The following is a 22,926-nucleotide window of genomic DNA, read 5'->3' on the forward strand; positions in this document are numbered from 1 at the left end:
GCCGCTCAATCGGTTCCGGAGCCCGTCGCAAAGACGGCGGGCCTGGAAACGGGGCGAACGACCATAAAAACGTTAGTTGGGGAGCGAGGAATTTGACTAATCAACGTAGGAAAGCCGTGCTGACGCGCGGCCTGGCGGTGGCCTTGCTGGCCGGCGCCTCGCAGGTGGCTCTGACCACCGGCGCATTCGCCCAGGATGCCACGCAGGTCGAGGAAGTGATCGTCACCGGCGTTCGCGGGTCCCAGATCAAGTCGGTCGACGTCAAGCGTCAGCAGGCCTCGATCGTCGACGCCATCTCGGCGGAAGACATCGGCAAGCTGCCCGACGTCACCATCGCCGACTCGCTGCAGCGCATCTCGGGCATCCAGGTCCAGCGCAATGCCGGCGAGGGCACCACGGTTAACATCCGCGGCCTGGCCCAGGTCATCACCCTGCTGAACGGCGAACAGTATCTCAGCGCCGGCAATATGGGCTCGGCCCAGCCGAACCTGCTGGATGTGCCGTCCCAGCTGATGAACCAGGTGCTGGTCTTCAAGTCGACGGATCCGAAGAACGCCCTGTCGGGCATCTCGGGCACCATCGACCTCAAGACCCGCCGTCCGTTCCAGCTGCCGAAGGGCTTCACCTTCGCTGGTGGCCTCGAAGGCCAGCAGGGCGATCGCACCTCTGAAAACGACTACCTGGCCAATGGCGTCCTGAACTGGCGCAATGACCGCGTCGGCCTGATGGTCTCGGCCGCCAAGAGCAAGTCGAACCTGGGGAACAACTATTCGGGCACCGTCGGCCTGTCGGGCAACAATGACTGGGGTGGCAGTTTCCCCAACAGCTACATCTCGCCCCACGGCTTCGAGAGCTTCAACCGCGTCGTCGAGCGTGATCGCCTGGGCGTCAATGTCGCCTTCGAAGCCGATCTCGGCGAAGGCTTCAGCCTGATTGCCGAAGGCTTCTACGCCGAACTGGAGGAATACAACCGCGCCGTCGGCATCAACATCTCCAACCGTTGGGACGGCGGTGCTTTCGGGGCCTGGACCAAGCCCACGGCCTCGACGTCGGTCGGCATCGGCAACTGGCTGGCGGTCGACGAGTACGACATCGATGCGTGGTGGATCAATTCCTTCACCGTCAACCGCACCACCAAGTCCAAGACCAAGAACTACAATCTGGAACTGAACTACGACAACGGCGGTCCGTTCACCTTCGAGACCCGCGCCATCCGCGCTGACGGTGAACGTCTGAGCATGAACGGCCAGGCCCAGGGCGACCTGAGCAACTGGCGCTATGCGCCGGGCCGTTTCAACCTGTTCCGCGATGCCAATGACCGGACGCGTGGCACCTTCTATCCGAAGGCCATCTGCGACAAGTTCCCGGTCGCCCGCCGCACCAATGCCGTCGTCGGCAGCGCCGGCGGTTGCTACCTGGATCCGAACCCGCAGGGTTACGGGGCCAACCCGCAGCTGCACTACAATATCGGCGGTGATCATCCGGTCTGGTCGGGCTTCGACAAGCCGCTCGCAGGCGGTCTGGGCGCCGGCAAGACCCTCAAAGATTACATGGCCAACAAGGACAGCTATGCGATCGGGGCCTTCTCGTCGGAGGGCAACAATGAGGTCGAGTCGGACATGAACGTGTTCCGCGCCGACGGTCACTATGCGTTCGACGACAAGTTCCTGGGCTTCATCACCAAGATCGATGCCGGCGTTCGTCAGAGCGAGCGTTCGGTCGATGTCGAGCAGTTCCACCTGTTCTCGGGCTTCTATGGTGGTTCGCCGGGCTCGGTTCAGGCCAACGGCACGCCGGTTCCGGCGGGCGGTTGCGAGGCCCAGTGGAAGGCCATCGACGTCGTCATGAGCCAGAACCAGTGCCAGGCGGGCGAGTTCGTGCGTGACCCGGTCACCGGTCTGCAGGTGTTCCAGGGCTACACCGTCAATGCCCCGACCCGTCTCGACACCTACAACAACACCGTCTGGGTCGATGACCTGGGTGGCGTGACCAGCGGCATTCCTGGCTTCTGGGCCATCGATCCGCGCGACTTCGATGATGCGGAAGCCTTCCACAAGAAGGTCTTCGGCGGTGCGATCCGCGTGCCGATCCCCGGCCAGACCTATGATGTCAGCCTGCGCGAACAGAGCGCCTTCGGCGCTGCCAACTTCGAGCTGGGCGGTCTGTCGGGCAATGTCGGCCTGCGGGTCATCGAGACCGAACTGACGGTGAAGCAGAACCTCACCGGTGACACCCGCAACTATGGTGACACAAACGCCGACGCCGGCGATGCCGTCACCAAGCGCAAGTACACCGACTGGCTGCCGTCGGTGAACCTGGTCTACGACCTGGGTGAGCACTTCAAGTTCCGCGCGGCCTATAGCAAGACCATGCAGCCGCTGGATCTGGGCAACTATGGCGGCGGTCTGTCGATCTTCACCTCCGACTGCGGCGCGGCCCTGCCGAACGTCCGCTGCGTGACCGGTGCCAGCGCTTCGGGTAACCCGAACCTGGATCCCTGGCGTTCGCAGAACTTCGACGGTGCCGTCGAGTACTATTTCGGCCGCGCTTCGATGCTGAACATCTCGGCCTTCAAGCTGAAGATCGACAGCTTCGTGACCGGCGGAACGACGACCGGCCGCTTCCCCGACCAGGACGGCGTGATCCGTCGCACCGTCAGCGTCTCGCTGCCCATCCAGGGCGACGGCGGCGAGGTCAAGGGACTGGAAGTGGGTGCCAAGCTCGCCATGAGCGACATCCTGCCGGATGCCGGCTTCCTGTCGAACTTCGGCGTCGACACCAACTACACCAACTCGCCCAGCAAGGAGTCGCGGGTCGGCCTCGACGGCAAGAAACTGTCCTTCGTCGACAACTCCAAGCACCAGTTCAACCTGGTGGGTTGGTATCAGGACGAGAAGCTGCAGGCGCGCGTCGCCTACAACTATCGCACCGATCGTCTGTCCAGCGTGATGAGCAACAACATCCCGATCTATCAGGACAGCACGGGCTATGTTGATGTGAACGTCAGCTACAATGTGCGCGACAACGTGACCGTTTACTTCAACGGTTCGAACGTTACCGGCGAGATTGAGGATTACTACGCCAAGTTTGCGGCCGGTAAGACCCAGTACATCAGCCAGAACGAATTTGAACCGCGTTACACGGTCGGCCTGCGGGCTCGCTGGTAACATCTAGGCTCACCTCCTGCGGCCGCCGTGACCCCCTCGTCACGGCGGCTCTTTTTTGCAGCCGGACCTGTCCGGTTCAGACGTGAGGCGATAGCTTCGGCGGCCGCCGGATCTTTCTGAAGGCGAATTACGAGGGCGACCTTGGAGCAGCCCGTGACGGACAACCGTATCCGCAGCGTCGTGATCGTGGGCGGCGGCACGGCCGGCTGGATGGCGGCGGCCAGTCTGCAACGTCATTTCCAGGGCTCGCCCCTGAAGATCACCCTGATCGAGAGCTCGGAGATCGGCACGATCGGAGTCGGTGAGGCCACCATCCCGACGATCCGCAGCTTCTATCAGACCCTGGGTCTGAGCGATCTCGACGTGATGCGGGCCACCGGTGCCACCTGCAAGCTGGGCATCCGCTTCAAGGACTGGCTGAAGCCCGGCTCGTCCTTCATCCATCCGTTCGGCCTGTTTGGTCAGGACCTGCGTGGCGTACCCTTTCACAACTACTGGCTTCGGCTGCGGGCTGAAGGCGAGACGGCCGAGATCGGCGAATACTCGCTGGGTGCCGCGCTGGCCAAGGGCGGCAAGTTCACCCAGCCCTCGCGCAACCCGCCCTCCAGCCTGTCGGTGTTCGACTGGGCACTGCACTTCGATGCCGGTCTGTTCGCGGGCCTGATGCGGCAGGTTGCCGAGGCGGCCGGCGTGCAGCGGATCGATGCCCGGATCACGAAGGTCAATTTACGTCCGGAGGACGGTTTCATCGCGTCGGTCTCACTCGACAGCGGCGCGTCGGTCGAGGGCGACCTCTTCATCGATTGCTCGGGCTTCCGGGGCCTGCTGATCGAGGAGGCGCTCCAGACGGGTTACGAGGACTGGGGCCAATGGCTGCTGTGCGACCGCGCCTATGCGGTGCAGAGCGAAGGTCACGGCGCGCCGCCGCCCTATACCGATGTCACTGCCCAGACGGCCGGCTGGCGCTGGCGGATCCCGCTGCAGCATCGTTATGGCAACGGCTATGTCTATTCCAGCCGGCACATCAGCGACGATGAAGCTCTGCAGGAACTGCAGGCCTCAGTGCCGGATCCTCTGTTGCACGCGCCGCGTCAGATCCGGTTCATGCCGGGCCGCCGGCTGAAGGCCTGGAACCGCAACTGTATTGCCCTGGGCCTGGCCTCGGGCTTTCTGGAGCCGCTCGAGAGCACCAGCATCGCCCTGATCGAGACCGGGATCGAGAAGATCAAGCAGCTGTTCCCGGACCGGTCCTTCAATCCCGCGGTGACCGACGAGTTCAATGAGATGTCGCGGCTGGAAATGGAGCGCGTGCGCGACTTCATCATCCTGCACTACAAGGCCAATCAGCGTGAGGACACGGCCTTCTGGCGCGACTGCCGGGCCGTGGACGTGCCGGACACCCTCAAGCACAAGATCGAGATGTTCCGTGAGCGCGGCCATTTCATCCGCTATCGCTGGGAGATGTTCCAGCCCGCCAGCTGGCTGGCGATCTATACGGGCTTCGACATCCTGCCCAAGACCTGGGATCCCAGTCTCGATGGCCTGGATGTAGCGTCACTGCGCCGGGGCATGGACGAAATGCGCAAGGCGGTAAGGGCGGCCGTCGACGGGGCCCCGACCCACTCTGATTTTCTGGAAAAATACGCGCGGCCCACGCCGCTTGCCGCGCAATAAGAGACGAGAACAGGGACGGACATGCAGGACGCCAATCAGAACGGGATCCGCAAGGTCGTGATCGTCGGCGGCGGCAGTGCCGGCTGGATCTGCGCGGCCATGGCCAGCCACTATTTCCACAAGACCGGAGTTGCGGTGGAGCTGATCGAGTCCGAGGAGATCGGCACGATCGGCGTGGGGGAGTCGACCATTCCGCCCTTCCTGCAGCTGATCCGCAGCCTGGGCATCGACGAGCAGGACTTCATTCAGAAGACCCAGGCCAGTTTCAAGCTGGCGATCCGCTTCGAGAACTGGCGCAACAAGGGCGAGACCTACTACCATCCCTTTGGTCAGATTGGCGGCCCCATCGGACGGCACGAATTCTACCAGTGCTGGCTTCGGGCCAAGGCCAATGGCCATCCGTCAAACCTGCAGGATTTCGCCCCGGCCACGGTGATGGCCGACCAGTGGAAGTTCATCCCGCCGGTCCGCGCCCAGAAGTCCCTGCTGAGCGGGGCCAACTATGCCCTGCACATCGATGCCAAGCTGGTCGCCCAGTATCTGCGTGACTTTGCCGAGGCCCGGGGCGTCAAGCGCACCGAAGGCATAGTCACCGATGTGGTCTCCCGTCCCGACGGTTTCGTCGAGAGGGTGATCATGAAGAACGGCACCGAGGTCTCCGGCGACCTGTTCATCGATTGCTCGGGCTTCCGGGCCCTGCTCATCGGCAAGACCCTGGACGAGGAATACCGGGACTGGTCGGACGTGCTGATGTGTGACCGCGCGGTGGTCGCCCAGACCGAAAACGTCAAGGACCCGCATCCCTATACAGTGGCCCAGGCCCAGGATGCCGGCTGGCGCTGGCGCATTCCGCTGCAGCACCGGGCGGGCAACGGCTATGTGTTCTGCAGCAAATACCTCAGCGAGGACGAAGCCGCCGCTACCCTGCTGAGCCAGATCGAGGGCGAGGTCCTGCTGGGCCCCAATTTCATTCCGTTCAAGACCGGTATGCGCAAGCGCCTGTTCCGTAACAATGTGGTGGCCATCGGTCTGGCCGGAGGCTTCATCGAGCCGCTGGAATCCACCGCCCTGCACCTGATCTATCGCGGCATGGATTTCCTGCTGCGCTATTTCCCGGACAAGGATTTCGATCCCGGCCTTGCCGCCGAATACAACCGGCGCATGACGATGGACTATGAAGAGATCCGCGACTTCATCGTGCTGCACTATGTCACCACCCAGCGCGACGACACGCCGTTCTGGCGCGACTACCAGGCGGTCGTTCCGCCCGAAAGCCTGAGAGAGCGGTTGGAGCTGTTCCGGGCCAGCGGCCTCCTGCGCGACGGGGTCGATGACATGTTCCGCGCGCCGAGCTGGCAGTCAGTGATGGAGGGCATGGGGGTGCGCCCGCGCCGCTATCAGCAGTTGGTCGATGCGGTGCCCTATGCCGTGATCCAGCAGACGCTCGAACAGTCAGCTCCGATCCTCAACGCCCAGGTAGCGGCCCTGCCTAGTCACGGCGAGTTCCTGGCCGAGCATTGCCCCGCCGCGCCGTTCCAGCGCAGCGCCTGAGGGCCACCTCGCCCAGACCCTGATGTCACCGACATAGCGTCCAAGACGAGAAGGTCCTGGCGGCGCAGGCCGCCGCCAGGACCTTCTCGTTATCGCGTGGCGGCGATCGCCGGACCGTAGAGCAGGCCGTTGAACAGGAACTTGAAGGTTCCATAGGACTGGGCGCGCTGGGTGATCTCGGGGCCCATGGCCAGAAGCTTGCCCTTGCCCAGGTCGATATCGAGGATTGCCGTCGAGCCCTTGAGCTTCTCCTGGCCAACGGCCCAGCCGCTGCGCAGGGGAGTCTCGCTGTCGAACCAGGACACGCGTGACACGCCCTTGGCATCAGACTTCAGCGTGAAGGTCGGGCTGCGGTCGAAGAACACGTCCACCTGATCCGGCAGGCCATAGGCCAGGGGCTGGCGGTTATCGACCCGGGCCCGCAGGATCGAACCCGGAATATAGAGCTCCTTGTTGGGCAAGGCCTTGAGCTCGCCGTTCTCGATCCGGCCGGTGGCCACCTCGACCGGCGCGCCCAGGGCGGTGGCCAGCCGGGTCGAGGCCCCGATGGCCACCACCGTGCCGCCGGCCTTCGCGAAGGCTTCGACCTGGGGCAGGGTCTTGGTGTCGGTCACCTGGCCCAGCCAGGCCCGGTATTCTTGCGGAATCTCTTCCGGCTTCGGTTGCGGACCACCGCGACCGGCGCGGAACGGGCCGCCGGCCGGGGCCGGGAAGACCCCATCGGCAAAGACGAGGACGTCGAAGTCCTTGTTCAGGTCTCCGGCGTCCAGTCGCTGCGGATAGACGACCTGGAAGGGGGCCTCGAAGCGCTCGAACATCCAGCGGTTCCAGCCCGAGGGCATCGAGCCGCCATAGACATCAACCAGGCCGATCCGCACCGGCTTCAGGGGCAGGGTGGGGCCGGAGGGCTTGGCACCGACTGCCCAGGCGTCGAGACCCAGTTCCTTGACGCTGGCCGCCAGCACGGTCTGGGCAGCGGGCGAGGCGGGGACCCAGATCGCGCCCGGGCCAAAGGTGACCTTGCCGGCCTTGGCACCGTCCTTCAGCCACTGCACGCTGGCCCCGGCCTTGAGCAGGCGATTGGTCAGAGTGAAGCTGTTATTGGGCTCATGGCTGATCAGCCAGCCGGCCTTGCCCGAACCCTTGATCGCGCCGGGCCTGACGGTGATCAGGTCCGGAACCCGCGTGGTCGGCGCTTCGAAGCCGTCGAGAATGCGGTCAAACCTGACGCCCATCTGATAGGCCAGGGTATAGCCCGTGACATCGTAGGGGGCCTTGGGCGGGCCACCGGGATATTCGGTGTCGTGCGGGTGATCCTGCGGTTCGAACATGTCGAGCACGTGAGGCCGATAGGCCTGGGCGGTCTTCACGACATAGGAGCCGGCGGGATAGGTCTTGCCGGCCACGGTGAAGGCCTTGTCAGCCTGTTCGACATCGACCCCGGCCTTGATCAGGGCATTCAGGAACGCCACGACCGTGGGCATGTCGGCCTGATCGGCCGGCAGGATGAAGCCGCGCGGATCGCGTCGTTCCGCGGCCTGCAAGACCGTTTTGTACAGGGTCGGGTCGACGGCACCGCCACGCCCCTCGAAGGGCTTGTCCCTGGCCGCCTCCTTCAGGGCGTCGATCTTGCTGGGGCTGAGCGTCCAGCTGTCCTGGTTGCCGCGGGCAATGCCGTTGGCGCCCATTTTCCAGATGTTGAACAGCATCCGTTCGCGGTTGCGCGACGCATAGTCCAGAACGGCGCGGTTCAGGCTCCACTGATAGTCCAGGGTCTGCTGCAGGTGCCACATCTGCGGCGGAGCAGGCATGGGCCGGTCATTGCTGGGCAGTTGGGCGTCGGGCACCAGGTTCAGCGGCATGGGCGTCGGCCCGCCGGTGATTTCGGTCAGCAGCCCCACAGCATTGTGGAAATAGGCGATCGAGCGCTCCATCCCGTTGTGCCAGGTGGAATAGGTGGCGGCACTGCGGGCGCTCGAACCTGGCTTGTCCTCGGCCACCAGGCGGCTGTGCATGGCCATGCCCACCTCCTGCAGGGTGGTCATGACCAGCGGGTCGTAATTGTAGTTGGCCGGATCGCGGAACGGCGGCACGAACACCACCATGCCGTTGGGCGCAGTCTGGTGCTGGTTGTAGACGATCTGCGGGAACCACTCGCGGAACAGCTGGCGGTTGACATTGGTCGTCTCGGCCATCTGGGCCATGAAGCTGTCGCGGTTGTTATCGTGGCCGATGTACTTCTGATAGAGGCGCGGCACCGAGCCGAACTCGCGCTTCTTCGGATCCTCTTTGCGCATGTACCAGTCCGAGATCAGCTCCATGCCGTCCGGATTGTCGTGGGCGAACAGGATGATCACGTCGTCCAGCAGACGCATCGTCTCCGGGTCGTTCTCGGTAAGCATCCGGTGCAGGACCTGGATCTGACCCTGGGAGGTCACGGTCTCGTTGGCATGCATGCCGGCGTCGATCCAGACCACGGCCTTGCCCTCGGCGGCCAGCCTGGTGGCCTCTTCCCGGGATACGCCCTCGGCCTTGGCCAGGCGGCGGGCGATGGTCTTGTAGTGGTCCAGTTTCGCCAGGTTGGCCGGCGAGGAAACCACCGCCATCCACTGGGTTCGGCCCTCTTCGGTCTTGCCGATATCGACCAGCTTCATGCGGTCCGACTGCCCGGCCAGGGTCTTCAGATAGGCCTCATAGGCGGTGTAGTCGGCAAGGAAATAGTCGCTGCCGACCGGCTGGGCGAAGGCCTTGTCGGGCGGGGTGATCTGAGCAGTGGCGAGACTTGCGCCGGTCAGGGACATCAGCAGAACGAGCGCTGCGCCGGCCATGGCTTTGGATCGAGTCATTGAGTGGGCTTCCCGTCCGGAACAGGCGGCAAAACCGTGCCGCGCTAAAGATCTGACGAATCCAGACCGGAAATCCGCCGTCTGCGCAATCGAGCGAGCACGTTTTTCTGTGTGCGGAGAAGCAAACAAGAAAAGGCCCGCCCCGGGGTACCGGGACGGGCCAGATCTTGCTTCTCCAGCGCTTTCCCGGCCGGGCGCCGAAACGCCCGACCAGGTCAGGTCTTAGTAACGCAGACGGGCGTTGATGAAGAACGTACGGCCCAGGACGTCGTAAGTGGCGGGATAGCCGCTGTTCGACGGCGAGGCGTTGCCGCCCAGGATCGGATAGGCTTCCTGGGTCAGGTTCTTGACGCCGCCGGTGAAGGCGACGTTGTCGTTGACTTCCCAGTCGCCCGACAGGTCCCAGTAGTTCTTCGCGCCGATACGCTCGACCGTGTAGCGGGTGGCCGGAGCGTCGTCGTTCACGTCGTCCAGGTGGTTCCACACCAGGTTCAGGCCGAACTGGTTCATCTTCCAGTTGACGGCCGTGCGCAGCTTGTGACGCGGGGTCGGGTTGCCGCAGCGGGTGCCGAACTTGTCGGCGCACTTGATCGGCGTCGAGATTTCGTCCGGCGTCGTCGTGCTTTCCCAGGTGTTGGTGTAGAGCGAGCGCAGCGAAACCGAACCCCAATCCGGCAGACCGAGGTCTTCCAGGGTGGTGCGGTAGGTCACGCCGACATCGAAGCCTTCGGTCTTGATCGTGGCAACGTTCTTGGCGGTCAGCGAGATGTAGTCGATCGAGCCGTTGGCGAGGCGGTTGATGGCCTGGCAGTAGGGCGACGACGGGTTACCGTTCACGAGCGAGCCGTAGCAGACGTTCATGACGTTCGAAGCGCTGCCGCCGAAGCTGGCGATGGCGTCCGTGATCTCGATCGAGAAGTAGTCACCGGTGATCGAGAAGTTCGGCAGCCACGACGGGGTGTAGGCGAAACCGTAGGTGATGGTCTTGCCTTCTTCCGGACGCAGGTTCGGGTTGCCGCCGTTCAGGGTCTGGGTCTGCTGGTTGGCATTGATCACACCAACGGCGCTCGCCGCGACGCCCGAATTGATACAGGCCTGACGGGTAGCGGCGTTCGGGTTGGCGCGAGCCGAGCAGTTGTCGGTCGCGGTCGGGAAGCCGTTGCTCTGCGGAGCGTAGAGTTCGCCGACCGACGGAGCGCGGATCGCCTTGTTGTACGAGGCGCGCAGCATCAGGTCTTCGAAGGGCTTCCAGGTGCCGGCCACCTTGTAGGTTTCAACCGGGTCCGGCTGGGTGGTGTAGTCCGACACGCGGCCGGCCAGTTCCAGGTCCAGCGACTTGACGAACGGCAGGTCCTTCAGCAGCGGAACCAGAACTTCGGCATAGGCTTCATAGACGTCGAAGCGGCCAGCAACAGCCGGGCTGGCGTTGAAGCCCGTCAGGTTGCCCGTGGCCAGATCCTGGCTGGGGTTGAAGGCGAAGTCTTCAGCGCGATACTCACCACCGACGGCGAAGCCGATCGGGCCGGCCGGCAGCGAGAACATGTTGGCCGTATCACCGCTGATGGTGAAGCCGGCGTACAGTTGCTCGTAGTCCTGCGACGAGTTGATGCGGGTCTTGATGAAGTTGGCCGCAGCCGCCGACATCGTGCCCTGGCCGAAGATGTTGACCGGAACGCAACCGCCCGACGGGTCGGCGCAGGCCGTGCCGGCGGCGTTCAGCAGCAGGCCCTGCTGGATGCGGACCAGGCTGGTGTCGCCCAGCAGCGTCTGGCTGCCGGCGGTGTTGCCATACTGGAAGTAGCTGTCGAAGCCGCCGTTGATGGCTTCGATATCGCCCTTCAGGCCCAGCTGGATCTGGAAGCCGGTGAAGTTGAAGGCCGCGACGCGCGGGCCGACGTCGCTGAGGCGCTTGTTGAACACGCCGGTGACGGTTTCGAACAGGCCATCGCCGTCGGTGTCGACATCCGTGTAGGTGCCGGCGGCCCAGGGGCTGCTGGCCGGGATGCTGTAGGCGGTGGTCGAACCCATGCTGTTCAGCGCGGTCTTGGCCGCGGCGGTCAGGAAGGGATTGTTGTCGAGGCTGAAGCGGAAGATCCGGTTACCGACCGGGGTCGGGGCCAGCTGGGTGACAACGCGGCTGCTGACGAAGTTGCCCTTGGCATAGGCGGTCAGGCCCGGCTTGATCTCGTAGCTGGCCAGCGAGGTGACCGAGAAACGCTCTTGCGGGGTCTGGAGATAGTTGACCGGTGCGAAGTTGTAGGTGTCGTTCGCGGCGTCATAGAGGCGCACGGCACCGTTCGGCAGGAAGTAGGCCGAGTTGGCGGCGAGGTTGGCAACGCCCGGCAGGGTGATGAACTTGCCGGAGACGAACGGATCGACGCGGCCCGGCTCCATGGAGCCCGAACCCGACGGCACCAGGCCGTTGCGGGCGGCGTTGTCGCCCCAGGCGCGGCCCAGCATGCCGCCACGTTCGCCCTGGGTCAGGGCTTCGCGCTTGTTGTAGCCGAGGCTCAGGACGACATTGCCCTTGCGGTCAGCGAAGTTGGCGCCGAAGGTCACGTCGGACGAATAGATCGGGGCTTCGCCGTCATCGGTGGCCTGATAGCCGGCCGAGACTTCCATACCTTCGAAGTCGTTCTTCAGGATGAAGTTGACGACGCCGGCCACGGCGTCCGAGCCGTAAACGGCCGAACCGCCGCCCGACACAACTTCGATGCGCTTGATCAGCGCCGGCGGGATCAGGTTGAGGTCGACGCTGCCGGCCTGGGTGGTCGGGGTCTGACGCTTACCGTCGACCAGCACCAGGGTGCGGTTCGAGCCGAGGCCGCGCAGGTTGACCGTAGCGGTACCGTTGTTGCCGTTGTTCACCGTCGAGGTGATGCCGGGCACGGCCTGGGGCAGGGTGTTGAGCAGGTTCTCGGTGTTGACGACGCCCGACTGCTCCAGTTCCTTCTCGCCGACCGTGGCGACAGGGCTGGAAGAAACCAGGTCAGGACGCGCAATGCGCGAACCGGTGACGACGATTTCTTCGACCTGCACGGCTTCCGCAGCAGCGGGTGCGGTCTGGGCAAAGGCGGGCATGGCGATGGCCATGGGCGCAATCGCGCCACAGAGCACGGTGGTCGCCAGCAGGCGTTTCCGGGTGGACAGCGGGTTAAACATCAAACCTCCAACATAATTTTTTTGCGTCGTCTCGGTTTGATCCAAGTCATGACGCCCCCAACCCGCGGCGTGACCGACGCGAATTGGCTGGGAGAGTGACGTCTGATGAACCGGGGTCAATCTTTCGCAATGCGCTCGTGCAACAATTGGCCGTCTGTGTAGCAAAAGTGACGCATGTGATTGCGTCTTGCCGGCCCGACGCCCGAATTTCTACCTAGTTGCAGGCGAATTCTGGAATAGTATACTTGGGGTAGGCGCGAAATATTTCGCGTTCGAAACGCCTTAAAAGTGTCAATATTCCGACACGTTTCCTGCGAACGTTTGGCGCTTCCATGTTCAGGCCGCTACGAACTTTAAAGATCCTGAAATGTTTTCGCTAAGGTCTGACCGCGATTGCTGGTGCAAGGAGGCCGCAAACCTCGATCCGGGGCGCGCATGGGCTGTAGGGCATAACTTGTTCTATCGGACTCTGTCTGTGCCAGATCAAACTTTTTGATGGCCTGACCACCTTGGTCGCGGGTTGTGTCGCGGATCAGCCATCTGTTACGGGATGCGCGTTCAGGCTCTTTTTGCAGCGGGAGAACCCCCTTTTGTGCCGGTTTGCCCCATGACCACGACCCTGCCGGTGATCCGGATCAATCCGAGTCTCGACCCAGCGCCGTTCGCGGCCGCCTTTCAGCGGGACGGCGTGGTGCAGATTCCTGTCTTTCTGGAGCCCGCAGACGCCGAGAGGGTCGCCGGGGTCCTGGCCGGCCTGACCTGGAACGTGGTGGCCCCGGACGAAACCTCCGAGACCCTCGTGATCAGTCCGCAGGTCATTCAGAAGTTCGGCGAGGCCCAGGTTCGTCAGTTCCTGCAGGGAGCCCTGAAGCGGGCTTCTCGGGGGTTCTCGTTCATCCACCTGTCCTACGCCCTGCAGGACGAATATGCCCGCGATCCGACAGCGCCCATCCATCAGGCCACGGCGTTCCTGCAAAGCCGGACCTTCCTGGATTTCGGCCAGGCGGTGATCGGGAGCGACCAGGTCGATGGCGTCCGCGTCCAGGCCTCGAACTATCGGCCGGGCGACTTTCTCACGCTGCATGACGACAGTCACAAGCGCGATGATCGCCTGGCGGCCTTTACCCTCGGCTTCACCCGCGACTGGCGACCGGACTGGGGCGGTCAGCTGCTGTTCCATGACGCCGAGGGGCAGATCGAGCGCGGCTTCATGCCCGGTTTCAATGTTCTGACGCTGTTTCGCGTGCCCCGCGCCCATTCGGTCGCGCCGGTCGCGGCCTATGCCGCCACCAAGCGCCTGTCCCTGACCGGCTGGCTGGTGCGCGACGCCAATCCGTCGGCCTGATTTCCAAAGATGCGCTTGCCCGGTTCGCCCTGGGCGCTTCCTATGCATCGGTTCAAATTGTGGGGTCGCATGAAAACCTGGTCCAAGCTCGCCGTGCTGGTTCTCCTGGCGGTGCCGATGCCGGCGGTTTCGGCTGATGCCTCGAAGGCCGCGACGCCGGCGGTCTTGAAGGCGCTGTTCGACTGCCGCTCGATCGTCGCCGATACCGAAAGGCTGGCCTGCTATGATGCTGCGGTCGGACAGGTCAACAAGGCCGAGAAGACCGGCGAGGTGATCATCGTCGACCGGCAGCAGGCCCGGGCCGCCCGTCGGCAGGCCTTTGGTCTGGAACTCTCGGCCCTGTCCATCCTCGACCGCAGCGAGGAGAAAACGGAAGTTGACCGGGTGATCGGCGAGGTCGTCAGCGCCCGCCAGAGCGCCGATGGTCGCTGGACCATCGTGCTGGCCGATGGCGCAGTGTGGAAGCAGGTTGATGACTCCATCCTGTCCAAGAACCCCAAAAAGGGCTCCAAGGCCGAGATCCGCAAGGCGTCGATGGGCAGCTATTTCATGAACATTGACGGCCAGCGCGCGGTGCGCGCCCGCCGCGCGGATACGCAATAGCCAGGTCCCGCCGGGACAGGATGGTTCTGGCCGAGGTGAAATTCGTCCGCCCCACTGGCGCGCGGCGCGCGCGGGTGAAAGGATTTGTCCAACCGTAAGCCGGGGCGAGAGTCGCGCGCCAAGCCGGATGTTTGACCTTGGGGGCCTTCATGAAGTTCGGATCCGTCAGCCGCGCCGCCCTGGCAGCGGCCCTGGTTTTCACGGCGGCGTCGCCGGTTCTGGCTGCGGCGAAAGACAAGCCGCCTGTCGCCGACGCGGCCCTGTCCGGGACCACGAAGCTGGATGGCCTGCTGCCGGTTCACATCGACAAGGCCAAGGGACGGATCCTGCTGTCCCTGCCCAAGCCGGATTCCGACGGGGTCAGCGGCCGGTTCCTCTATGTCGCCTCCCTGCGCACAGGCCTGGGCTCGGCCCCGGTCGGTCTTGATCGCGCCGCCCTCGGCGACACCCAGGTTCTGGTCTTCCGCCGGATCGGCAAGAAGGTCATCGCCGAGTACGAGAACCCCAAGTTCACTGCAGTTGGTGCGCCCGCCGCCGAACAGATCGCGGCGCGCGAGGCCTTTGCGGTCTCGACCGTCTGGGCCGGCGAGGTGGCCTCAGAGACCCCGGACGGCCGCATCCTGGTCGATATCTCAAGCTTTCTGACCCGTGACGTGATCGGCGCGGTGGACGCTCTCAAACAGGCCGGGGAGGCTGGCTTCAGGCTGGTCTCCGACCTGTCCGTTGCGGATCCTGCGGCGGTCAAGGTTTTCCCGGAAAACATCGAGCTCGAAGCCCGCCAGACCTTTGCCTCCGACACGCCCGGGCCGGAGACCCGCAATATCGCGCCCGATCCCAAGCTGATCACCCTGACCGTTCGTCATTCGCTGGTGAAGCTGCCCGAGCCGGGTTTCGTGCCGCGCGCCTTTGATCCGCGGACCGGGACCTGGGGCGTGGTCGGACTGGACTATGCGGTGCCGCTCGGCGACGATATTGTCGGTCGGTGGGCGCGCCGGTTCCGGCTGGAGAAGACCGATCCGACGGCGGCGGTCTCGACCGTCAAGAAGCCGATCGTCTTCTATGTCGACCGCGCGGCCCCCGAGCCGATCCGCTCGGCCCTGGTCGAGGGCGCGGCCTGGTGGGCCCAAGCCTTCGAGGCGGCGGGCTTCAAGGACGCCTATCGCGTCGAGGTCCTGCCCGAGGGCGTCGATCCCCTGGACGTGCGCTACAACGTCATCAACTGGGTCAGTCGCGCGACCCGGGGCTGGTCCATGGGCCAGTCGGTCTCTGACCCCCGCACGGGGGAAATCCTCAAGGGTTCGGTGATCCTGGGCGCGCTGCGCGTGCGCCAGGACATGCTGATTTTTGAAGGCCTCGTGGGGGCCGATCAGATCGGCAAGGGCGGTCCCAATGATCCGATCCTGGTCTCGTTGGCGCGCCTCCGCCAGTTGTCCGCCCATGAGGTGGGTCACTCGCTGGGCTTTGCTCACAATTTCGCCGCCTCGACCCAGGACCGCGCTTCGGTCATGGACTACCCTGCGCCGCGGGTGAAGGTGACCGAGGGCAAGATCGATCTGTCCGATGCCTATGGCGTGGGCATCGGGGCCTGGGACCGCTTCACGGTCGACTGGCTTTATGGCGAGGCACCCAAGACACACCTGGCGGCCAAGGCCGCCGCCAACACCCTGCGGTACATCACTGACAGCGATGCGCGGGGCCCCAATTCAGGTCAGCCTTGGGGAGCGCTTTGGGATGACGGCGCAGACTCGGTCGCGGAGCTTCGGCGCATGATCGGCGTGCGGCGCGTTGCCCTCGACCAGTTCGGCCTCAACGCCCTGAAGCCCGGCGAAACAGTCGAAACCCTCAAGCGCAAATATGTGCCGATCTATTTGCTGCATCGCTACCAGGTCGAGGCGACGGTCAAGCAGGTGGCAGGCATTGAGTACAGCTATGCCGTCAAGGGCGATGCCGGTCAGGTCGCGCCCCTGGTGGCCGCCGATCGGCAGCGCGCCGCCCTGGCGGCCCTGATGGCGACCCTGGCTCCGGCCGAGCTCGATACGCCGGAAGCCCTGATCCCGCTTCTGTCCGGCGGTCAGTCGGGCGAAACGGATCGCCAGCACGTCATCGAAGTTTTCGCCGGCATGGGCGGGCCGGTGTTCGATCCTCTGGTGGCTGCCGATGTCGCCGCAGGCCTGGCTCTGGACCCGCTACTGGCACCGGACCGCCTCGCCCGGCTGGTCGATCAGCATCGCCGCGACCCGAACCAGCCCGGCGTCGGAGAAGTGGTCGATACCCTGCTGGCCACGGTTTTTGCGCCGGCGTCCGGTCGCCAGGCCGAGATTGCCAGGCGCGTGCGCTGGCGCGCTGTGCTGAACCTGGCCGCAGCGGCCCGGGACGTGAAGCGCTCGCCCCAGGCCGCCGCAGAGATTGACCTGAAGCTGGCAGACCTGGCGACCCGCCTGAAGGCTGCGCCCGGGGCGGATGGGTCTGACCGCGCCTTGAACCTGCGTTTGGCCGGGCTGATCCGTAACGCCGATGAGATGACGAAGGTTCTGGGCGAGGCACGTCTCAAGCCCGAGACTCCGCCCGGCATGCCGATCGGTGACCTTGACCCCGGGATGAACTAGGCGGGATCTGAAGGCGCGCCGCGCTGCAGCACGCTGGGCGTTCCGACATAGAGCAACAGCGCCTCCTGGTCGGAGCGGTTCTCGACCGTGTGCGGGGCCCGCGCATCAAAGTGCATGCTGTCGCCGGCCTTGAGCACGGTCTGGATGTCGCCGGCCCGGGCATGAAGTTCGCCCTGGAGCACATAGCGGAAGTGCTCGCCATTGCGGGTATCGACGGGAAAGCAGTGGCCGGGCGGAATGCGCATCAGGACGGCGTCCAGCTTGCGGTCCGGCAGGGCCGATGACAGGTCGTAATAGGTGACCGGCGAAGCCACGGCGATCTGGGCTGGATTGTCGGCCCGGCGAACCATGTCCTGAGCCTGGGGGATCTCCATGAAATAGGAGACCTCGACCTGCAGTCCCTTGGCCAGGGCCAGCATCGACATCAGGGACGGTGTCGTCAGGTCCCGCTCGGCCTGGGAAAGGAAGGGTTTGGACAGGCCCGACCTTTCGGCCAGTTCCTGCAGGGTCAGGCCCAGGGCCTTGCGCCGCGACTTGATGCGGGCACCGATATGGGGGCGCCGCTTCTTCTGGGGCTCAGTTTTTCCTTCGAGAATCATGGGTCCATGTTTCCAGTGCGGACTTGTCTCGCGCCAGTGGTTTCGACCGCATGACCAACCGGCCAGGTCAAACTCGCCGGTGGACCGAATTTAAACCCTTTGATCCCATGCTCCCGACCAGACGAGCCTGGCCTTCGCCGCTCGGGAGATTGGGTGCCAGTGGTCGCCAAGCCGGTGAAGCCTACGGAGCGAATCCGCGTCAATCAGCGCGAGGCCGAGCTCATGGCTGCGGCTCACGCCTGGTTCGTGGCGCGCAAGCCGGGCGGCCGGCGACTGGTTCTGCGCTTCGCGATCATGGAAGATGTCGATCTTTCGGGGCGCGACCTGAGCGATGCGGATCTGACCGGCAGCACATTAATCCGGTGCAAGTTCGATCGCGCGCGGCTGGTTCGGGCCTGTCTTTTCGGGGCGGATCTGCAGGCGAGCAGTTTCGTCGGTGCCTCCCTGGCCAATGCCGACATGCGAGGTGCCAGGCTCAAGGGGGCCAATCTGGCGCATGCCAACATGACCCAGGCCGATCTTCGGGCGGGCCGCATCGCCATTTCCGATGAAGACACCCAGTTTGCCGTCCTTCGCCACAAGGTCTCTGCCGGTCAGATGGATGGAGCCAATGTTTCGGGCGCGGTGCTTCATCAGACCCGGCTGGATGACGTCTCGGCGGCGGCGGCCGACTTTTCGGACTGTTCCATGCGCGGCGCGAAGCTGGTCGGCGCCAATCTCAAGAATGCCCGCTTGCGCGGTGCCGTCATCGACAATGTCGATGTGCGGGGAGCCAATCTGGAAAGTGCGGATTTCAGCGATGCCGTCCTCACACGCGTCGACCTGACCCAGGCCCGCACCATGGGCGCGGTCATGGACCGATGCCTCTGCGATCCGGACGCGGAGGCCAGCGCGCGGGCGGCCCAGATCTTTGTCAAGCTGGCAGCCCATCGCGAATGGGTGACCTCCGGCGGAAAATCCGGCGAGGCCGCGGTGCTGGATGGCGAGGACCTCCGGCCCATGGTCGAGATGGCCGGCGCATTCCTGACGGCGGTCAGCGCCAGGAACGCCTGTCTGGCCGGCATGGATCTTCGCCGGATATCGCTGCAGGGCGCACTGCTGGAGGGTGCGGATTTCCGGGGCGCGGACCTGCGTGATGCGGATCTGCGGGGCGCAAACCTGAACGGCGCAACCCTGAAACAGGCCGATCTGCGTCGCGCCCAATTGAGCGCTCTGCCCTTCAAGGCTGACCGCGAAAAACCCACGGAGCTGACGGAAGCCTGTCTGCGCTATGCCGATCTGAGAGAGGTAGAGTTCGGCGAGACGGACCTGACCCGGGCGGACCTGGAGGGTGCCCGGCGCACAGAGCTTCAGGATGGCCCGGACAATGCCGGTCCCGACCCGAAGGTTCTGGAACTCTAGTCAGACGCCTTGGCGCCAGGCCCTTTGGAGGGCAGGGCGATGATCGGGAGCCGCGATCGCGATCAGGGCCATGGCCCGGGCTTCACCCTGCAGGGGCCGCAGATCGACTGCGCCATGTTCCGTCACGACGATGCCGACCTCGGTGGCCGGCAAGGTGGCAGGCACCGAAAGGCGCGGAACGATCCGGCTGAGGGCACCACCTTTTGCCGTCGAGCCGAGGGCGATGATCGGCAGCCCGCCGGGCGAGCGGCTGGCACCTTCAATGAAGTCGGGCAGGCCGCCTGGACCCGAGATCGCCTCGCCGTCGACCCATTCGGCATTGACCTGACCCAGCAGATCGACCTCGATCGCCGAATTGACCGCGACAAAGGCCGGGATCTCGCCCAGCCGTTCGGGATCGTGAGTCTCGAGCGCCGGGGCCATGGTGACGCCGGGCAGGTCGGCGGCCTGGGCATAGAAGTCGCGCGAGCCCAGCAGGCTGCCCGTCCTGATATGGGCGAAGACGCCCTCCCGGATCAGGCTCGCCACAGGATCGCAGATCATGCCGCTATGCAGGGAAAGGCCCTCCTTGCCGGAAAGTCCTGGCCACAGGGCGTCACCCAGCCGGCCTATGCCGGCCTGCAGGGTCGCGCCATTGGGGATCATCCCGACGACATGGTCGATAATCTGGCGTTCGATCGCCCCGGGCAGGCGAACCCCATAATCGGCCAGGGGCGTGTCGAGCTCGATCACCTCGTCGAAGACACTCAAGGGCACAGTCGGTGACCCAGGCAGGCGCGGCATGGACGGATTGATGACCCCGATCCGAAGGTCGCATCGGTCGAGCGCTGTTGGCGGAAAGTCGGCTGTCGTGCCGAAGCTTGAGACACCCGAGGTGTCGGGCGGGGTGATCATGAACAGCCCCGCTGCATAGCGGGTCGCGGCCACCCTGCGGGCAAAGCCATGATAGGTCAGAGGGAGGCGCTCAAACCGACCGACAGCCGCGATCGACCGCCAGGCGGGCGACATGAACGGGCCGGCCATGCGGGCGCCAGGTCCCAGGCTGCTCCAGTCCGAAGTGTTGACGCCGGGGATGAAGCCACCCTCGAAGGTGGCTGAAAGCAGGGGTACCAGCCGTTTGGACAGCTTGGCGGCTGCAAACGGCTCTGCCGCCGAGGCGCTGACAAAGACGCGGGTGTCAGATGACATGGTGGGCATGGGCCTCGTTTGGACTGGCCCGGTATAGTGGATCGTCGCCGCCTAGGAGAAAAACTTCGTTGAGCGGAATGGGGGGCGGCGTAGGCTCGAGGTATGGACAGGCCGTCAGCATGGACGGCGCTCCGTGAGGACCGTCATGAACGCCCACGCCCCCATCGCTGCGACCGAAACGCCTGACTATGCCGGCCTGACCGTGACGCCCGTGAGCACCGTGCTCGGCGCGGAGATATCCGGGCTGGACCTGCGCCAGCCCCTGTCGCCCGAGACGGTCGCTGCGATCCGGTCGGCTCTCCTGCGCCACAAGGTCGTTTTCTTCCGCGACCAGGACATCAGTCACGAAGACCATGTCCGTTTTGGCCGCTATTTCGGCGATCTTGAGGGGCATCCGGTCACCGCCCACGTGCCCGGATTCCCGGAGATCCTGCACATCGAAGCGGCCGACGGCATGAAGCTGCGCGAAGAGATCGTGCCGCTCGTCCGCGCGGCCAACAAGTGGCACACCGACGTGACCTTCCGGCCCGCACCCTCCATGGGTGGGGTGTTGCGGGCTCGACATCTGCCCCCTCTGGGCGGTGACACCCTGTTCGCTGATACGGCCGCCATCTATCGGGACCTGCCCCAGGCCCTGAAGGACCGGTTGGCGGACCTGACGGCCGAGCACGACATCCTGCAAAGCTATGGCTATCGCGTCGACCAGGCCAAGCGAGACGAGTTGCGGGCCGCCCACCCGCCGGCGGTCCACCCTGTCGTCCGGACCCACCCCGAGACCGGCGAGAAGCACCTGTTCGTCAACAAGGTTTTCACGACCCGGATCCTCGGGCTGCCGGAGGATGAGGCGCAGGCGCTGCTGGCCGACCTGCTCGACCGGGTGAAGACGCCCGAGTACCAGGTGCGGTTCCGCTGGACGCCCAATGCGATCGTGTTCTGGGACAATCGGGCCACCCAGCACTATGCCATTCTGGACTACTGGCCCCAGGAGAGGATCGTCGAGCGCGTGACGATTGTCGGCGACGCTCCCTTCTAGCCGAAGATCAGCCAGTCGCCGGTCAGGGACGTAACGCTGAAGCCTGCCAGGATGATCTGGTCGCCACCGCCGAGGTCAATGACGGTGTTCAGTCCACTCTGATAGACCGTATAGGCCTGACCCGCATCCAGCTGGATGCGGTCGCCCTGGGCGCGGCTGAAGTCGGTGATCAGGTCCGATCCTGCGCCGGTGAAGCTGTAGAAGATGTCTGCCCCGGCACCGCCGGTGATGTTGTCGGCACCGCGGTCACCAGCGAGCCAGTCATTGCCATCATCGCCGGACAGGACATCATCGCCCTGACCGCCGCGAACAATGTCATTGCCCGCGCCGCCATAGCAGACGTCATTGCCCAGATTGCCATAGACGATGTCGTCACCGGCATCGCCGAACAGCTGGTCGTTGTTCTGGCCCCCGACAACCCAGTCCGTGCCATTGCCGCCATGGGCCTCATCGTTGCCGATATTGCCGTTGATCTGGTCGAAGCCATCACCGCCCGTGATGGTGTCATTGCCGTCATTGCCGTCCAGACGATCGTCGCCGGCGAGGCCGTTGATCACATCGTTCCCGGCTTCGCCACGCAGCCAGTTGCCGAGTGCGTTGCCGGTAAGGGTGTCTGCGCCCGACCCGCCGCGGGCATTTTCGATTTGGGCCCCCATGGCCACGGCCACATTGCCGACCAGCCCTCCGACGTCCGAGAAGTGTCCCTGGCGGATGTCGATCAGTTGAGGGTTGGTGTAGCCGGAAAAGTCGAAGGTATCCGTGCCGCCGGCATCCCAGACGGCGAATATAACCTTTGCGCTGGCGCTGGAAATCTCGAACCAGGGACGTCCGGCATTTGAATTGAAGCCGTAGGTCGTATCGCCGGTGCGCGTGGTCACATTGACCCCGTACTCCGCTTGGGCGGCGGCGATGTCGTCGAGTTGTGGGGCCGAAGCATAGCGGCCTTGATAGCTCGCACCCGTATTGCCCTCACTGAAATAGCTCATCACCGTGTACTGGCGAGAGTCCTGATAATATTCGGCATTGGCTGCGTAGGTGAAATCTGTGCCGTCGGCTGCATCATAGTCGGAAGGGTGGCTCAGGCCGATGGCATGACCAATTTCATGCACGAGGACGGAACCGCCGTAATTGTTGGCGGTCGGGGTCGCATTATAGCCCTTCGAGACATTGACCCAGACGTCGCCTGATCGCGAGCTAAATGCCGGATTTCCCGGCAGGTAAGCGAAGGCCGTCGCGCCGTCGACCCCGCTCGAATAGTTGCTGAACAGGATGGAGGCGTTATTCGAATAGGCCTCCTCGCCAGTCGTACCTGATCCAATCCGGATAAAGGTAATGTTGGCGACATCCGACCATGAGGTCAGGGCGAGCTCTGCCTGTTGAATTTGAGCCGCATTGAAGCGCGAGAACCCGACCGTATCGGTTGGCATGGTCGCCGGTTCTGTGGACCGGAAAGCATAACCAATGACGTAAGCCTCGCCGAGAGCGGAGGACCAGCCGGGCTCAAAACCCACTAGGGTCAATCCGGCAGTTTCGACCGTAAGGCTGGGCTTGCCATTGACCGTGACGCCACTTCGGGCGTCCGCGTTCAGATAGGACTGCGGAGCTTCCGAGCCCGTTGCGTCAAGGGGCTCAGACTGGGAGACATCAAACGCCATGGCGGCACCTACCCATGAAACACGTCCCCCGACCTTAGAAGAAAGCTAGCCGGGGCCACGCTTCGCCGCAATCCTGAACGCCTTGCGGCGTTTGGA

The 22,926-nt window shown here is 64.4% G+C and carries 12 protein-coding genes and 1 pseudogene; 8 read left to right on the forward strand and 5 right to left on the reverse strand.

Going from position 1 to position 22,926, the window contains the following annotated elements:
* Nucleotides 1–92: 92 nt before the first annotated feature.
* The 3 genes from ACW17U_RS03355 (at nucleotide 93) to ACW17U_RS03365 (ending at nucleotide 6,392) form a co-directional block, all read left to right on the forward strand.
* Nucleotides 93–3,167, forward strand: a complete 3,075-nt coding sequence (locus tag ACW17U_RS03355) for a TonB-dependent receptor (protein ID WP_492054844.1) — start codon at nucleotides 93–95, stop codon at nucleotides 3,165–3,167.
* Between the two features lie 153 nt (nucleotides 3,168–3,320).
* The gene (locus ACW17U_RS03360) at nucleotides 3,321–4,841 is read left to right on the forward strand and encodes a tryptophan halogenase family protein (protein WP_492054845.1); all 1,521 of its coding nucleotides are present in this window, start codon (nucleotides 3,321–3,323) and stop codon (nucleotides 4,839–4,841) included.
* Nucleotides 4,842–4,862: 21 nt separating this feature from the next.
* The gene (locus ACW17U_RS03365) at nucleotides 4,863–6,392 is read left to right on the forward strand and encodes a tryptophan halogenase family protein (protein ID WP_492054846.1); all 1,530 of its coding nucleotides are present in this window, start codon (nucleotides 4,863–4,865) and stop codon (nucleotides 6,390–6,392) included.
* Nucleotides 6,393–6,481: 89 nt separating this feature from the next.
* Here the strand turns inward: ACW17U_RS03365 and ACW17U_RS03370 are convergent.
* Together ACW17U_RS03370 and ACW17U_RS03375 are read right to left on the reverse strand one after the other, a co-directional pair.
* Nucleotides 6,482–9,327, reverse strand: a pseudogene (locus ACW17U_RS03370) (M14 family metallopeptidase).
* Between the two features lie 133 nt (nucleotides 9,328–9,460).
* Nucleotides 9,461–12,400, reverse strand: coding sequence for a TonB-dependent receptor domain-containing protein (locus tag ACW17U_RS03375; protein ID WP_492054847.1), 2,940 nt, complete (start codon nucleotides 12,398–12,400; stop codon nucleotides 9,461–9,463).
* Between the two features lie 607 nt (nucleotides 12,401–13,007).
* Here ACW17U_RS03375 and ACW17U_RS03380 point away from each other — a divergent pair.
* From ACW17U_RS03380 to ACW17U_RS03390, 3 genes are all read left to right on the forward strand, one after another.
* Nucleotides 13,008–13,745, forward strand: coding sequence for a 2OG-Fe(II) oxygenase (locus tag ACW17U_RS03380; protein ID WP_492054848.1), 738 nt, complete (start codon nucleotides 13,008–13,010; stop codon nucleotides 13,743–13,745).
* A 69-nt stretch (nucleotides 13,746–13,814) separates the two neighbouring features.
* Entirely contained in the window at nucleotides 13,815–14,348 is a 534-nt protein-coding gene (locus tag ACW17U_RS03385) for a hypothetical protein (RefSeq protein WP_492054849.1), read from the forward strand.
* Nucleotides 14,349–14,497: 149 nt separating this feature from the next.
* Complete coding sequence (locus tag ACW17U_RS03390) at nucleotides 14,498–16,954, forward strand: zinc-dependent metalloprotease (RefSeq protein WP_492054850.1); 2,457 nt, start codon at nucleotides 14,498–14,500, stop codon at nucleotides 16,952–16,954.
* Here ACW17U_RS03390 and ACW17U_RS03395 read toward each other — a convergent pair.
* Nucleotides 16,951–17,553 carry a helix-turn-helix domain-containing protein gene (locus tag ACW17U_RS03395; protein WP_062148203.1) on the reverse strand — a complete coding sequence of 201 codons (603 nt, stop codon included), beginning with the start codon at nucleotides 17,551–17,553 and terminating at the stop codon, nucleotides 16,951–16,953. The genes ACW17U_RS03390 and ACW17U_RS03395 overlap by 4 nt on opposite strands.
* 153 nt (nucleotides 17,554–17,706) lie before the next feature.
* Here ACW17U_RS03395 and ACW17U_RS03400 point away from each other — a divergent pair, with 153 nt between their 5' ends.
* Nucleotides 17,707–18,954, forward strand: coding sequence for a pentapeptide repeat-containing protein (locus ACW17U_RS03400; protein WP_492054851.1), 1,248 nt, complete (start codon nucleotides 17,707–17,709; stop codon nucleotides 18,952–18,954).
* Here the strand turns inward: ACW17U_RS03400 and ACW17U_RS03405 are convergent, their stop codons facing one another.
* A complete protein-coding gene (locus ACW17U_RS03405) occupies nucleotides 18,955–20,142 on the reverse strand; it encodes an acetyl-CoA hydrolase/transferase family protein (protein WP_492054853.1) in 1,188 nt (395 codons plus the stop codon).
* A 145-nt stretch (nucleotides 20,143–20,287) separates the two neighbouring features.
* On the opposite strand from ACW17U_RS03405, the gene ACW17U_RS03410 reads away from it, so the two are divergent.
* Entirely contained in the window at nucleotides 20,288–21,175 is an 888-nt protein-coding gene (locus tag ACW17U_RS03410; RefSeq protein WP_062148195.1) for a TauD/TfdA dioxygenase family protein, read from the forward strand.
* Here ACW17U_RS03410 and ACW17U_RS03415 read toward each other — a convergent pair.
* Nucleotides 21,172–22,830, reverse strand: a complete 1,659-nt coding sequence (locus ACW17U_RS03415) for a M10 family metallopeptidase C-terminal domain-containing protein (protein ID WP_492054854.1) — start codon at nucleotides 22,828–22,830, stop codon at nucleotides 21,172–21,174. The genes ACW17U_RS03410 and ACW17U_RS03415 overlap by 4 nt on opposite strands.
* Between the last annotated feature and the right edge of the window lie 96 nt (nucleotides 22,831–22,926).

The sequence above is a fragment of the Caulobacter sp. AVps16 genome (assembly GCF_058681455.1).